The sequence below is a fragment of the Acinetobacter sp. YH01018 genome, assembly GCF_013420295.1.
Lineage (GTDB): Bacteria > Pseudomonadota > Gammaproteobacteria > Pseudomonadales > Moraxellaceae > Acinetobacter.
Genome location: NZ_VOYL01000059.1, coordinates 1 through 13,908, shown reverse-complemented (window position 1 = coordinate 13,908; position 13,908 = coordinate 1). Strand labels below are relative to the sequence as shown.

13 protein-coding genes and 2 pseudogenes are annotated in these 13,908 nt (G+C 41.9%); 5 read left to right on the top strand and 10 right to left on the bottom strand.

Features of this window, described 5'->3' with window-relative positions:
• Nucleotides 1-121 precede the first annotated feature (121 nt).
• The 3 genes and pseudogenes from FTT83_RS14175 to FTT83_RS14165 form a co-directional block, all read right to left on the bottom strand.
• Nucleotides 122-523: pseudogene (locus FTT83_RS14175) on the bottom strand (methyltransferase small domain protein); the annotation flags it as partial.
• Nucleotides 524-865: 342 nt separating this feature from the next.
• Nucleotides 866-1,564, bottom strand: coding sequence for a pirin-like bicupin family protein (locus FTT83_RS14170; RefSeq protein ID WP_180176783.1), 699 nt, complete (start codon nt 1,562-1,564; stop codon nt 866-868).
• Between the two features lie 182 nt (nt 1,565-1,746).
• Complete coding sequence (locus FTT83_RS14165) at nt 1,747-2,982, bottom strand: L,D-transpeptidase (protein WP_086194972.1); 1,236 nt, start codon at nt 2,980-2,982, stop codon at nt 1,747-1,749.
• Between the two features lie 203 nt (nt 2,983-3,185).
• Here FTT83_RS14165 and hemE point away from each other — a divergent pair, with 203 nt between their 5' ends.
• The 5 genes from hemE (at nt 3,186) to FTT83_RS14140 (ending at nt 9,217) form a co-directional block, all read left to right on the top strand.
• Entirely contained in the window at nt 3,186-4,256 is a 1,071-nt protein-coding gene (gene hemE, locus FTT83_RS14160; RefSeq protein ID WP_180042711.1) for a uroporphyrinogen decarboxylase, read from the top strand.
• 38 nt (nt 4,257-4,294) lie between these two features.
• On the top strand, nt 4,295-5,095 hold the full coding sequence (locus FTT83_RS14155) for a DUF817 family protein (RefSeq protein ID WP_368737331.1): 801 nt from the start codon (nt 4,295-4,297) through the stop codon (nt 5,093-5,095).
• A gap of 146 nt (nt 5,096-5,241) precedes the next feature.
• Nucleotides 5,242-5,712 (top strand): DUF3015 family protein, encoded by a 471-nt coding sequence (locus tag FTT83_RS14150; protein WP_180042709.1) that lies wholly within the window; start codon nt 5,242-5,244, stop codon nt 5,710-5,712.
• 86 nt (nt 5,713-5,798) lie between these two features.
• Nucleotides 5,799-7,700, top strand: a complete 1,902-nt coding sequence (locus tag FTT83_RS14145) for a DUF4105 domain-containing protein (RefSeq protein ID WP_180042708.1) — start codon at nt 5,799-5,801, stop codon at nt 7,698-7,700.
• Nucleotides 7,701-7,840: 140 nt separating this feature from the next.
• Nucleotides 7,841-9,217: a diguanylate cyclase gene (locus FTT83_RS14140; protein WP_180042707.1), complete on the top strand. Its 1,377-nt coding sequence runs from the start codon at nt 7,841-7,843 to the stop codon at nt 9,215-9,217.
• Nucleotides 9,218-9,306: 89 nt separating this feature from the next.
• Here the strand turns inward: FTT83_RS14140 and FTT83_RS14135 are convergent, their stop codons facing one another.
• From FTT83_RS14135 to FTT83_RS14105, 7 genes and pseudogenes are all read right to left on the bottom strand, one after another.
• Nucleotides 9,307-9,666, bottom strand: coding sequence for a cupin domain-containing protein (locus FTT83_RS14135; protein WP_180042706.1), 360 nt, complete (start codon nt 9,664-9,666; stop codon nt 9,307-9,309).
• Between the two features lie 116 nt (nt 9,667-9,782).
• A complete protein-coding gene (gene folE, locus FTT83_RS14130) occupies nt 9,783-10,331 on the bottom strand; it encodes a GTP cyclohydrolase I FolE (protein WP_180042744.1) in 549 nt (182 codons plus the stop codon).
• A 94-nt stretch (nt 10,332-10,425) separates the two neighbouring features.
• Nucleotides 10,426-11,115 carry a Smr/MutS family protein gene (locus tag FTT83_RS14125; RefSeq protein WP_180042705.1) on the bottom strand — a complete coding sequence of 230 codons (690 nt, stop codon included), beginning with the start codon at nt 11,113-11,115 and terminating at the stop codon, nt 10,426-10,428.
• A gap of 15 nt (nt 11,116-11,130) precedes the next feature.
• Nucleotides 11,131-11,937, bottom strand: a complete 807-nt coding sequence (trpC, locus tag FTT83_RS14120) for an indole-3-glycerol phosphate synthase TrpC (RefSeq protein ID WP_180042704.1) — start codon at nt 11,935-11,937, stop codon at nt 11,131-11,133.
• A gap of 18 nt (nt 11,938-11,955) precedes the next feature.
• Complete coding sequence (gene trpD / locus FTT83_RS14115) at nt 11,956-13,002, bottom strand: anthranilate phosphoribosyltransferase (RefSeq protein ID WP_180042743.1); 1,047 nt, start codon at nt 13,000-13,002, stop codon at nt 11,956-11,958.
• 17 nt (nt 13,003-13,019) lie between these two features.
• Entirely contained in the window at nt 13,020-13,604 is a 585-nt protein-coding gene (locus FTT83_RS14110) for an aminodeoxychorismate/anthranilate synthase component II (RefSeq protein ID WP_218948879.1), read from the bottom strand.
• 201 nt (nt 13,605-13,805) lie between these two features.
• A pseudogene (locus FTT83_RS14105) lies at nt 13,806-13,908 on the bottom strand (IS5/IS1182 family transposase); the annotation flags it as partial.

The following is a 13,908-nucleotide window of genomic DNA, read 5'->3' as shown; positions in this document are numbered from 1 at the left end:
TACAAAATAATTCGGTAATATGATCCATCGAGAAGCCTTGTTTTATAACATTTTGTATTGAGAACCAATATGTTATAAATTCAGGGCTTTTTTTCTACTCTTTTTTATATCGAACTCAGGTTAAATATTGTTTAAGATGGTATGCAAAGCGGTAAGTATCGGGACCAAAAAATACCGAATCGTGTTGAAGGGTTGGGAAACTTGAATGAATAAATAATTCACGATCAAGCGAAGCGACACGTACATCACTCAGCCATTGATGATCCTGAAAATGGATGAGCCGATTTTCTTTTAGAATTTCAAAAAGTGCCGGATCAAGATTGGTTTCGGCAAATGCCAAATTCCAGCCAAATATATCTCGAAGCGTAATTACGGTGTTCTTTTCTTGTCTTTTTCGGCTCAGAATACGTTGATGGGAAAGCGGGGTAATGGCGGTAAATTGATAGTCTCGTTGTTTTAAGAAATCTAATAAAAAAAGCAAAGCCTGTTGTTGAGTGGTATCGATATTCAAAATTTGGTTCATATGGATGTTCTCTTCTGATTATTTATTAAAAACCAATTCCGAGGTTTTGGAGCTTATTTAAGTTTTTGAAACGAGGTGTGACCAGACGAGTCCTGACTGCTTAAAGGGTTTTTTATCGTGTAATTGCATAGAAAAGATAGGCTTGATTTTCGCCTAAAAAGCAGTTGATTTGGGTAAAAAAGTGCTGCTGATTGGTTAGATTTGTATTTTTGTATAGATCGATAAGACAGGCTATAAACAACAATTAAATTTGAATAAATTATTCATTTTATTATTTTATTTAAATAGTTTGAGATGACTACCTGACAGTAATCATCTCGAACTTGGAGGTATTAAATAGTTTTAACCTTTCAGTTCAGGCAAATCAAACCAGATAACTTGAGTATCTTGCAAAGCTTCAATCTGACTTGCCTCTAAAAAGCCAATGGCGCCGCCAGCTTCTACTGTATGCTCTGCAATCTTGATTGAACCGGAAATGACATGCACATAATTAATATATTGGGTCGCTTCAATGTTTAGGCGTTGACCCTGGTTAATCACTGCAGTTTTAACTTCAGCTTGCTGACGAATATGCATCGGTGCATTTTCGTTAGGGCCAACAATTAAATGCCATTGATTCGGCTGTTCACGTGGGTCACATTTGATTTGTTGATAGTTTGGTTCTGCATTGCGTTCATTTGGAATAATCCAGATCTGCAATAAATGAACCGGCTCATCACCCTGGTTAATTTCACTGTGCTGAACACCTGTGCCGGCGCTCATCAGTTGCCATTCACCGGCAGAAATTCCACCTTCATTACCCATGCTGTCTTTATGAGAAATTGTTCCCTTAAGCACACAGGTCAAGATTTCCATATTGTCATGCGGATGGGTGCCAAAACCGTTATGTGCGGCAATAATGTCGTCATTAATTACACGCAGGGCACTGATCCCCATGAGTTTTGGATTATACCAGCTACCAAAGGAGAAGCTGTGTTTAGACTCAAGCCAGCCCATTTTTACATGACCGCGGTTGTCACTGGGGTGTAAAAAAGCATTCATATTAATGCTCCTATCATTATTTTAAACATGAGCTTATTTTAATGGTTTGAAAATGACATAGAAATCATAAAACGGCAACAAGTCATCCTGTTTTTGAAACGATGATGTTTATATTGTTGAGGCAGCAGTTTATAAAAAAGCCTGCAACAGATGCAGGCTTTTCTTCATACAGGGTGCAGGGATTATTCCAGGAATTTAACCGTGACACCCGATTTAACTTTTTTACCCAAATCATTAGCATCCCAGTTGGTTAAACGGATACAGCCATGCGATGCAGTTTTAGAAATGGCAGATGGATTTGGTGTACCGTGGATACCAAATGATTTTTTACTTAAACCAATCCAGATATTGCCTACAGGAGCATTTGGACCTGGTGGTAAAGAAAGCGGTTTTGTATTATTGCCTTGAATAAAGTTACTTGGTGAATAGCTGTACCATGGGTTTTGCGCTACACCGGTAATTTTATAAGTACCTGTAGGGGATGGTGTATCTGAGCTACCAATAGTTGCAGGGAATGAGCCGATCATCTGGTTGCGACTATTAAATAAGTACAGTTGTTTCGCACCTTTATGCGCAACGATCAGATGAATATCTTCTGGAACTTCATTGCGGATATTAGCAACGATAATTTTTTCACCGGCTTTTTTGAAGGTTGCCTTAGGATTTAACTTTTTCAAAAAGTCTTCATCCATATGGAATTTTTCACCCAGCATTTCCGTTACGCGCGTGTAATACAAGCCTTTCATTTTGGCTTGCAGGGCATAATCGTGCGGAATGGTTTGTGCATAAGGACCTTTCAGGTCTGCATCGGTAATCGTATATTCAATAAATGCAGGCTTAGCACCTTGGCGAGCAATCAAGGCATCCCAAGTTTCCTGAGTTAAAATACCTGTCGGTTTAATGCCGTTGATTTGCTGGAAGGATGCAATGGCTTTCAGGGTATTTTTACCACTTGCACCATCAATTGCACCCGGAGAAGCATGGGCATTATTGAGCATTACATGCGCACGTGCATAAACAGGGAATTGGCCTTTACCAATATTGTCATACCATGTAGCGTTATTTAAACCTTCTAAGGTCCAAGAGGCTTTTGCAGAAGCAGGGGTAGTAGTTGGCGTGCTCAGTGTTTTTGTAGTCGGTGCAGCACCAATCGCAGCATTATTATCTTCAGTATTTTGAAGATCTTGTAGGGTTTGCGATGCCTTATTCAGGTCATTTTGTTCTTGTGGGGTAATCTGTGCATTCGCAGTGCTTGCAGCACCAGATGCGGCATCGGTTGCCAGTGGGTCAATCGGATCTTGAACCGCCGTATTCGCAATCTTTTGAGGATTTAATGGTTGTTCAGCAGTAGATGCGGCAAACGCTGTACCCGCAAAAATGCAACTTAAACTCATGGCGAGTAATGTGCGAACGTACATGTAATTCAACCTTAAGAATTATTCATTAACTATGTGACAAAACTAGGCAAGTATTGCAGAAAAAATGAGGAGATGCAGTATTTGTTTTGTGTAAAAAAAATTTTACATTTAACGTGATCGATTTTTAGCTGCAAGAGAAGTTACTAAATTTTCGACCTTTTTGTTATGATGGTTCGAAGATTAAAAATGAGATGGGAAAGTAAATGACGACGCTAAAAAACGATCGTTTTCTGCGGGCCTTATTGCGTGAGCCGGTAGATACCACACCAGTTTGGATGATGCGTCAAGCAGGACGTTATTTGCCTGAATATCGTGAAACACGTGCCAAAGCAGGTGATTTCCTTTCCCTGTGCAAAAATAATGATTTTGCCTGCGAAGTGACCTTACAGCCTTTGCGTCGTTATGACCTGGACGCTGCCATTCTATTTTCAGATATTTTAACAGTGCCAGATGCTTTGGGGTTGGGCTTGTATTTTGAAGCGGGAGAAGGTCCAAAATTCCATAAGACTATCCGTACCGAGCAAGATGTGGCGAATTTACCCAATTTTAATGCCAAATCCGATCTTGATTATGTGATGAATGCAGTCAGCACCATCCGTTCAGCCTTGGGTGGTCAAGTGCCGTTAATCGGTTTCTCGGGTAGCCCGTGGACATTGGCCACTTATATGGTGGAAGGCGGTTCCAGCAAGGAATTTCGCTATACCAAACAGATGATGTATGCACAGCCTGAAGTGTTACATGCTTTGCTGGACCGCTTGGCGATTGCTGTGATTGATTATTTAAATGCGCAAATTGATGCTGGAGCGCAAGCGATACAGATTTTTGACAGCTGGGGTGGTGCGCTGGCACATCGTGAATATATCGAATTTTCACTGAATTACATGCAAAAAATTGTTGCTGGTTTAAAACGTGAAAAAGACGGACGTAAAGTTCCGGTGATTTTATTTACCAAAGGCGGCGGTCAGTGGCTAGAGCCTATGGTGGCAACTGGTGCTGATGCCTTTGGACTGGACTGGACTACACCTTTGAACGTGGCACGTCAAACTGTGAATGGCCGTGCTGCATTACAGGGCAACCTCGATCCGGCCACTTTATATGGTAATGCTGCATCGATTGAAAAAGCCACCAAAGCCATGCTGGATGATGCTTATGCAGGTGGTGAAAAAACAGGTTATGTGGCCAATTTGGGCCATGGTATTACCCAGTGGGTTGATCCTGCGAATCCTAAAGTGTTTATTGATACGGTGCATGAATACAGCGCTAAGTATCTTTAAATCTGTATGAGTTAATTCATTATTAGGATTCAACCTTGATCAGTTTTTTTAAATCATGTTTTGAGTTCTCATTTAAGGCAGCTTCGGCTGCCTTATTTGGGATATTGCTGCTGATTGCTTTTGCACTGACCGCCTCTATGGGCAATCAGGAGTTTTACGGCCTCTTCAGATATGATTATTTATTGTTCTATGCCTTGATCATTCAGGTCTGTTTGCTGTATTTAAAATTAGAATCGTGGGCCGAAGCCAAAGTCATTGCCTTGTTTCATATCATGGCGATGGGCATGGAAATTTTTCTGACCCATCCGCAGATAGCATCTTGGCAATACCCACAACCAGCAGTGTTTAAAATACTAACTGTCCCCTTATTTGCCGGATTTATGTATTCGGCAGTGGGCAGTTTTTTTGCACGCTCACTCAGACTGTATCAGGTGTCCTTTGAGAAACTGCCAAGCTTTCCGAACATGCTGGTTCTGGCAGTTTTTTCCTATATCAATTTCATGAGTAAATTTTTTGTTCCCGATATCCGTCTGTTTCTCTTCGCCTGGAGCGTGATCATTTTCTGGAAAACCAGAATTCGCTTCCAGTTGCAACAGCATCAGCTACAATTCCCGATGTTACCCGTACTGATTGTTTTAGCGTTTCTGATCTGGATTGCAGAAAATATCAGTACCTTTTACAGAATCTGGCTATATCCCAGTCAGGTCGAGGCCTGGCATATGGTGGGTTGGGGTAAGATGGGTTCCTGGTATTTACTGCTGCTTCTGAGTCTGGTTTTGGTATTAAAAATATTGGGTGATCGCAGTAAAGATGGGATCTGGACTTTAAAAAACAAATAACTTCAAAAGTTTATATAGTGAAAAATAACTTTAGTATGAATTGCTTTGCGTCATAAGAAAGTTGCAGCTATCTTACAGAGGTGTAATAAAATTTACACAATTGTGAAGAATTAGAACCCTTGAATAATAAATTTTGGAGAATAACCATGTTGAAAAAATTAGCTTTAGCTGCAGTTGTAGCACTCGGTTCTACAGCAGCATTTGCAGATCGAGATGCCGGTTGTGGTATCGGTTCACAAGTTTGGGCGGGCCAATCAGGTAAAGTACCTAAAATTCTTGCTGCAACAACCAATGGACTTTTTGCCAACCAGTTATTCGGTATTACCTTTGGTACGCTAGGTTGTAGCGGTACAGGGACAGTGACTGCTCAAGCAGTGACTTTTACCAATGAAAATGCTGAATCTTTGGCACGTGATATGGCCGTTGGAGAAGGGGAAAGCCTAAATGTACTGGCTGAACTTTTAAATATCAAAGCACAAGACAAAGCCCGTTTTTTTGCGGTTTCTAAACAAAACTTCGCTCAAATTTATGCTGCAGAAAATCACGATTCACTTCAGGTACTTGCTTCTTTGCAAGCGGTGATGGCTAAAGATGAAGTGTTGAAAGCCTACGTATAATAGATAAACACAAAACCCTGTCATTCTGATGGGGTTTTTTCTTATTTTACATTTCTTCTTGAATAAAAGATAAATACCCAATTTGCATGAAATCACTTGCGTTCGTTTTTGCTTTAACCTTTTCCACAATGACCTACTCGGCAACAGCTGTTGAAAGCATTGAAGCTCATATCACTCAGCCCTACATAGAACGTGCAGCACAACAAAAATTAGCTCAAGACATCACCTGGCTCAGACTCATGTATGCCGATAAACAAGGACAAAGTGAAGTCAGCTATGCCGGTTATTTCTTATCGTCAAATGGTCAAGTTGATTTAAAACAGGAATTGCAGGCCAATATTCAGGCCTTATTTCAACCCGCAGCGCCGAATCAGTCGCTGCGTTGTCGCTTTCCGGCACGCAGCCAGTGGTTAATGCAGCAACTGCATATTCAAGAAGAGCAATTACCTACAGTGACTTGTCCAGAACTGGACGACTGGATTGGTCAAATCAAGCCTTATAAAGCCACACTAATCTATGCCACCGACTTTATGGGTAATCCCAGTTCGATGTTTGGGCATACCTTACTGCGTTTAGATCCCCAAGATCAGAAACAGCTGAATTTGGTATCCTACGCCGTGAATTATGCAGCCACAGTCACCGAGGGCGAAGGCTGGTCTTTTGCCTGGAATGGCCTAACCGGACAGTATCCGGGGGAATATTCCTTAATGCCTTATTACCGTAAGGTCAAGGAATATGGGGATCTGGAAAGTCGGGATTTGTGGGAATATGAACTTAGCTTAACTCCTGACGAAACCCGATTTTTAGTGCAGCACATTTGGGAAATGAAACATGTGAGTTTTCCCTATTATTTTGTCAGTGATAACTGTGCCTATCGTTTATTGGGGCTCATTGATCTGGTTCGTCCAGCGCTGAATTTAAAGCAACAGTTTAAAGTCGCAGCCATTCCTGTTGAAACCATAAAAGCCATTGAGCGGCAGGGTTTGGTCAAGGAAATGATCTATAGACCGGCTTTAGAAAGCCAGTTGTTATCGCAAGCCAGACAGCATGGCAAAAGTCTGGCTAAAGTGGCGCATCAAGTCGCTTTTGCTGAAATAACAAAGATGCCTAAGCACATAGAATTTTATAATGACTTCGATAAAGCCAAGATTTTAGAAATGGCCTATGATGATTTATACCTGCAATTTATCGGGCGTAAAGTTGAGCCAGTTTTTGCCCAGCCACGCTTGCGCCAGCTATTGAGTATGCGCAGTGAAATAGATCTGGAAAAACAACGCCAACAACCACAACGCCCTAAAGTAGACCCTACTCAAGCACATGATGCCCGTCATTTTTCGGTCAATATGGGGGAGGTACAGGGGGAAAAGTTTGTCGAGCTGGGACATCGTCAGGCTTATCATGACCTGATTGATCCGCAAGGGGGCTTCAGGACGGGTACACAGTTGCTATTTGGGGATGGTTCAATCCTGTATCGTGATGATGAGTTGAAACTTGAACATTTTGATGTTCTGAGCGTGAATTCTTATAACCCCATGACCCCCTTTAAAACGCCACTCAGCTGGGGTTTTAACTTGGGCTGGAAGCAGGAAGCTTTGGATCAAAAGGGTCAGTTCAGTGAGCAGGAACAGCACGGGATTGCCAATTTACAGGTTCAGATGGGCTATAGCTATGCAAACCCGGCACGTGAACATTTGTGCTATATGCAACTGCAAAACCATATACAGGCCGGCAAGGCTTTAGATCAGGGCTGGCGTGTCGGGATGGGACCGACCATAGGCTGTCAAAATATCTGGTCAGATCACATCAATAGTCTGCTACAGCTGGAATTACCGTATTGGGGAGATTCCAAGCAATGGCAACTTAAACTGAACACCCAGTGGCAATATGTCCTGAATCCGCAAAATGTCATTCGTTTTAACTGGCAATACCAGCAACAAGACCATAAGGACTGGATGAAAACCAGTCTGGGCTATGTACGTTTTTTTTAATACTTTATAAAAATAAATTTATTTTTTCTCATTACTTATGAAAAAACATCGAATAGTTCACAAAGTTATTTTTATTAAAATTTGTTATATTAGTCATCTAAACATCTCCCTCATATTCAAAAGCTGTTGGAATCAATTGTATGAATACTGAAAGTATTGTTGTGCTTGCCGCACAATGGAAGTCGGTTTGCCAGGACTTTTCAACAACTGATTTAAACGACACTTTTCAATTTATTCAAGTGCATTCCCAGACCCTGGTCGATGAGTTTTATAAAGATATCATGCAGGAAAAGGAAGCATCCTATTTCTTATCCGATGATATGGTTCAGAACCGATTAAAAACCACGCTGAATCAATGGTTAATCGATTGCTTTAATGTGCCCTTGCAGCAGAACTTTATCGAGATTGTCGAAAAGCAGCTGATGGTGGGTAAAGTCCATGCGCGTATCGGCATTCCATCTTGGTTAATTATGCGGGGTATCGGTGAAATTGAAAAGAAAGTCTTTTTGCTTCAGACCGAGCAGACGCAAGAAAACCGTCTGACCATTGCAGCGTATATTGTGCAGATACTGGGTTTTGCTTCGGAAATTATGTGTCGCTCCTATGAAGTCAATCTGGAAAAAAATAATGACACAAAACATACCTATCGTTTATTTTCTGCCATGCAGGATGTGTCGGCGCAAAAGGACAAGCAACGCAGCTCATTATTAGACTGGGAAAATGAGCTGATGTTTAAGGTATTTTCGGATGAGCCGAAATTTACACATCCCTTGCTGTCAAAATCTGAATTTGGCTTATGGTTTATTCATAAAGCTGCTTATGCATTTACGGGAACTGAGCAGGTCTCGACCATTATTGACCGTATTCACCAGATTGATTTGCTGAGCCAGCAAGTTTTAAATGCTACTGAAAGAGAGCAGGCCATTCAGCTGATCCAGCATATTCGTGAAAACAACAGAGAGATTCAGCATCTGGTCGATCAGCTGTTTCAGGTGGCTGACTATATCGACTCGGGCAGTGATTCCCTCACTCAACTGCTCAATCGGCGCTATTTACATACCATTGTTTCGCGTGAAATTAATTTTTCCCGTAAAAATAATGCCCCCTTGTCTTTACTGGCCATAGATGCCGATTACTTTAAACGGATTAATGATAAATTCGGCCATGCAGCGGGTGATTCAGCTTTAAAGTTTATTGGTGAAGTGCTGCTCACTTCCATTAAGGGCAGTGATTATGCATTCCGTGCAGGTGGGGAAGAGTTTTTATTGCTGCTGGTGGACAGTGATTTAGTTCGGGCACAAGAGATTGCAGAACAGGTGCGTAGCCGTATTCAGGAAACCACCATTCGTACCAGCATAGGCATCAGTTTTAATTTTACAGTCAGTATCGGCTGTGCACTTTATGATGGACATCCAGACTATCAGCGTTTTCTGGATGCAGCAGATGCAGCACTCTATGCAGCAAAAAATAATGGCCGAAACTGCATTCAAGTCACCAAGCAGGTTGCGAGTTCTTAATCTGGAAAAATTAAATCGATGAATAAAAAACTCCTCATATTCAGGGAGTTTTTTATTTGAAAATTTATGGTGAGTTATATTTTTTAAAGTCAGGCTTCGACAATAACATAGTATTTTTTTACTGCTTCAAGTACTTCAAAGCTTCCCTTAAAGCCGGGCGGAATAATCCCAGCATTTCCAGCAGTCACTTCAATATAAGTTCCGGTCGCTTGGTCGTGGATGCGAACTACACCTTCAATCACCTGAAAGAACTCCTGTTTGTTGTCGGCAAACTGAATATTCCAGCAACCGACTTCACAATGCCAGATGCCACAGTCCATATTCGGATGTTCATACAGGCTATACGTTTCACGTTGAGGATTGCCTTGAACCAAACGGTCAGGGCGGGGGTAATCAATTGATTTTTCAGCGTGCGTTAAACCTTGTCCAGCTAACAGAATTTGCGACATGATCGGTCCTTAATATATGTGCTTCAATCAGGAGATATCAATTTTTGTACGGTGTTATTTAACCACACACAAAAAAAGCCTCAATCGCTATTGAGGCTTTTTTTTTTAGAATTAAATTAATAGCTTTCAGGCAAGGCAGCCAAAAATTCACGACGTTCATCTTTATTGGTTTTGAAATCACCCACAAAAGACACAGTACGGGTAGTCGATTCCTGTTTGCCTACACCGCGCATCATCATGCACATATGCGCAGAATCAATCATTACCGCAACACCGCGTGCTTTGGTCACTTCAGCCACCGCCTCAGCAATTTGCTGGGTCAGGTTTTCCTGAATTTGCAGACGGCGTGCAAACATTTCAGTAATACGGGCAAATTTGGATAAACCCAAAACTTGGCCTTCAGGTAAATAGGCGATATGCACACGGCCATAGAATGGCAATAAATGATGTTCGCAGAGTGAATAGAATTCGATATTTTTGACCAAGACCATTTCACGGTTGTCAGAAGGGAAGACCGCATTATTGGTCACTTCTTCCAAAGTTTTGCTATATCCAGACGTTAAATACGAAAAAGCTTTAGCAGCACGCATTGGCGTATCTTTAAGACCAGGACGATTAAGATCTTCACCAACGGCAGTTAAAATGTTGGCGTAGGATTGCTGCATAGACATAAGACGTGTTCACTTACACTGATATTGAACAAGGACGGCATTGTAGCAGAAAACCGCTACAATGCCCTGTTTTAGAGAAAAATTCCGATTACTGTTTGAATTTTGGGTTCTTTTCTGCACGTTTTAGCAGAACCAGAACAGCACCGGTGCCACCTTGCTTTTCAGGTGCACTGACAAAGGCTAAAACATCACGGTGCTGACGTAGCCAGCCATTGACATAAGTTTTTAAAATGGCTTCAGGACCTTTACCGTGCACAATTTTAATGACATTCTGATTTTCATCTTTTGCCATTTGAATAATCTGCAGTACCGCAACACGGGCTTCTTCCACCGTACAGCCATGCAAATCAACCGCTTCAAACCAGCGCAGGTTACCTGCTTTTAAATCTTCAAATACTTTATGCTGCAAAGTTGCAATGCGATAGCTTAATGTCGCCTGACTGGCTACCGGATTGAGCATGGCCTGTGTATCAGACAACTCTGCCTCATCGGTTTGCATAGGGCCGGTCGCAGCTGCACGTTTCGCTAAAGTTTGTGCATCTGGCTTTTTCTTTGACGCTCTTTCAAGTTTTGCAATGTTGCCGGTGTCTATCTTTTTGACACCTTGCATTTGCTTTTGAAAAAGCGCGAAGTCATCTTCCTGCTCTTGTTCAGCAGTCTTTTGCACAGGCTCAGGCTGCTTCGTAATCTTCGAGGAATGCGGATTAGTGATTTGCTTTTTAAAAGATTTCAGTAAATTGTACTGATCTTTCGAAAGCGAAGAATCATGTTTACTCATAATCTTAATTATTCATCAAACAGTTTCAGGCTGACCAAATAATGCAGTAAAGGCATGATCTGGACGAGGCTGTTTCATAAAACTTTCACCCACAAGGAAGGCATGAATATCATGTTCTTGCATCATGTGGACATCATCTGGTGTGGCAATGCCGCTTTCAGTCACCAATAAACGTGAGGGTTCGAGCAATTTTTTCAAACGCAGCGATGTATTTAAATCGACATCAAAGGTTTTTAAATTGCGGTTGTTTACACCCAGCAAGCAACGTTCTGAAAGTTTCAGTGCACGTTCCAGCTCATTTTCATCATGTACTTCAACCAGTACATCCAGATTAAGTTCGAATGCAGTTTTAGACATTTCTTCCAGTTGCTGGTCAGATAGACATGCCACAATTAAAAGAATACAGTCTGCATGCAGGGCACGGGCTTCAATCACGCCATAAGGGTCAATCAGGAAATCCTTGCGTAATGCCGGCAGGGCACAGTGCGAACGGGTAATCTGGATATTTTCGTCGGCACCCTGGAAAAAGTCCACATCTGTCAGTACAGACAGACAGGCTGCGCCAGCTTGCTCATACTGCTGGGCAATTTCAGCAGGATTAAAGTTCTCACGAATCACGCCTTTAGATGGAGATGCTTTTTTGATTTCTGCAATCACACCTGGGCGCTTGTGTTGTAAAGACTGTGCAAAACCACGCACAGGCGTTGCTGCTTGTGCCAGTTCTTCCACATCTTTATAGCTGCGTTGCTTAAGACGGGCAGCAAATTCTTCCTGCTTACGGTCGACAATTTTGCCTAAAATTGTATTTGCGATATCTACCATGATCTTTGTCCTACCGTTTTAAGCTTCGTATTCTTTTAAAGTTTTGGTGAATTCAGACAAAATGCCCATTTTTTCTAAAGCTTGGCCGCCATAGATAATGTCATGTGCCAAAGCGACACCTTGCTTATAGCTATGGGTCAAGCCTGAAACGTAGATCCCTGCACCGGCATTGAGTGCAATCATATTTGCCGCCTTTTCACCGATTGCAGATTTTTTCTTGCCTAAAGCATCTTTAATTAAAGCTAGGCTTTCAGCTGCACTATCTACAGAAAGGCCGGTTAAAGTTTGAGATTCAATGTCGACTGCTTCAGGCTGAATTTCCCATTCTGTAATTTCACCATCTTTCAGTTCAGCCACATAAGTTGAAGAGGCAAGACTGATTTCATCTAAGCCATCTTTGGAATGCACTACCATGGCATGTTCTGCGCCCAGCTGTTTCAATACTTCAGCCATTGGGCGACAAAGTTCAGTGGAAAATACGCCAATCACAAAGCGTTTCACCCCGGCTGGATTGGTGAGCGGGCCAAGCAGGTTGAAAATACTGCGAAAGCCGAGTTCTTTACGCGGACCAGCAGCATATTTCATCGCTTTATGGTGATTCGGTGCAAACAGGAAGCCAACCCCCATTTCACGGATGCAGCGTTCAGTTTGTTGCATGTTCAGGTCAAGATTAATCCCTGCCTGTTCAAGCAAATCAGAAGAACCTGATTTGGATGACACACCACGGCCACCATGTTTGGCAATGGTGGCACCAGCAGCTGCAATGACAAAGCTTGATGCAGTCGATACATTAAACAGGTTCTGGCCGTCACCCCCTGTACCCACAATATCAACTAAATGTGGAAGATCGCTGACATCAATTTTAATTGCAAATTCACGCATGACACGTGCAGCGGCAGTAATTTCATCAATACTTTCGCCTTTTAAGCGCAGTCCCATCATCAAGGCACCAATCTGGGCATCAGTGGCCTGACCATTCATGATGGTACGCATCACGTCTTCCATTTGCGGTTGAGTGAGTTCGATATTTTTAGTGATGTTATTTAAAGCTTGTTGAATATTCATAATCTTTGTAGCGCTCATTATGCGTAAATTTCTAAAAAGTTTTTAAAGATCTGATGACCGTGCTCACTCAGAATGGATTCAGGATGGAACTGCACGCCTTCGACCGGCAATGTCTTATGTTTCACACCCATGATCTCTTCCATAGAGCCATCTTCTTCATTAGTCCAGCAGGTCACTTCCAGGTATTCTGGCAATGTCGCCTGATCAATCACCAGTGAGTGATAGCGCGTTGCCGAAAATGGAGAAGGGAGATTGCTGAAAATCCCTTTATTGCTGTGATACATGTCCGATAAACGGCCATGCATGACTTTTTTAGCCCGAATTACATTTCCACCAAAAGCTTGTCCAATACTTTGATGTCCCAGGCATACGCCCAATAGGGGGATTTTACCAGCAAAGTGCTGGATCGCTGGAATAGAAATACCTGCTTCGGAGGGAGAACAAGGGCCAGGACCAATGACGAGATACTTTGGTTGCCATCGCTCGATATCTTCCAATGTCACGGCATCATTACGGACTACTTTTACTTCCTGATTTAACTCGCCAAAATATTGCACGATGTTGTAGGTAAAAGAGTCATAGTTGTCGATCATTAAAAGCATGAGCTAACCTATTGAAATTTGCGCACATATATGTGCTCGAATAGTCCAAGAATACTCGCATGATTCAGATTTTCACTGCCTGGTCCAACTTAAACTAAAGGCAGTAAAATGGCTAAAAAAATGGAGTGCGAATCATCATAGCAAAAAATAAACATTTTCGGCTGAACTATTTCCATGATAATAGATCTCTTGCGAAAGTCATTATTGAAAATTTATCCGGTTTACCAGTGCAGCGATTAAGTTAATGCGTAAACCGAATCTTTTCCGTCTATTTCGATAGCGTTCACTTAATATTCTAAATGTT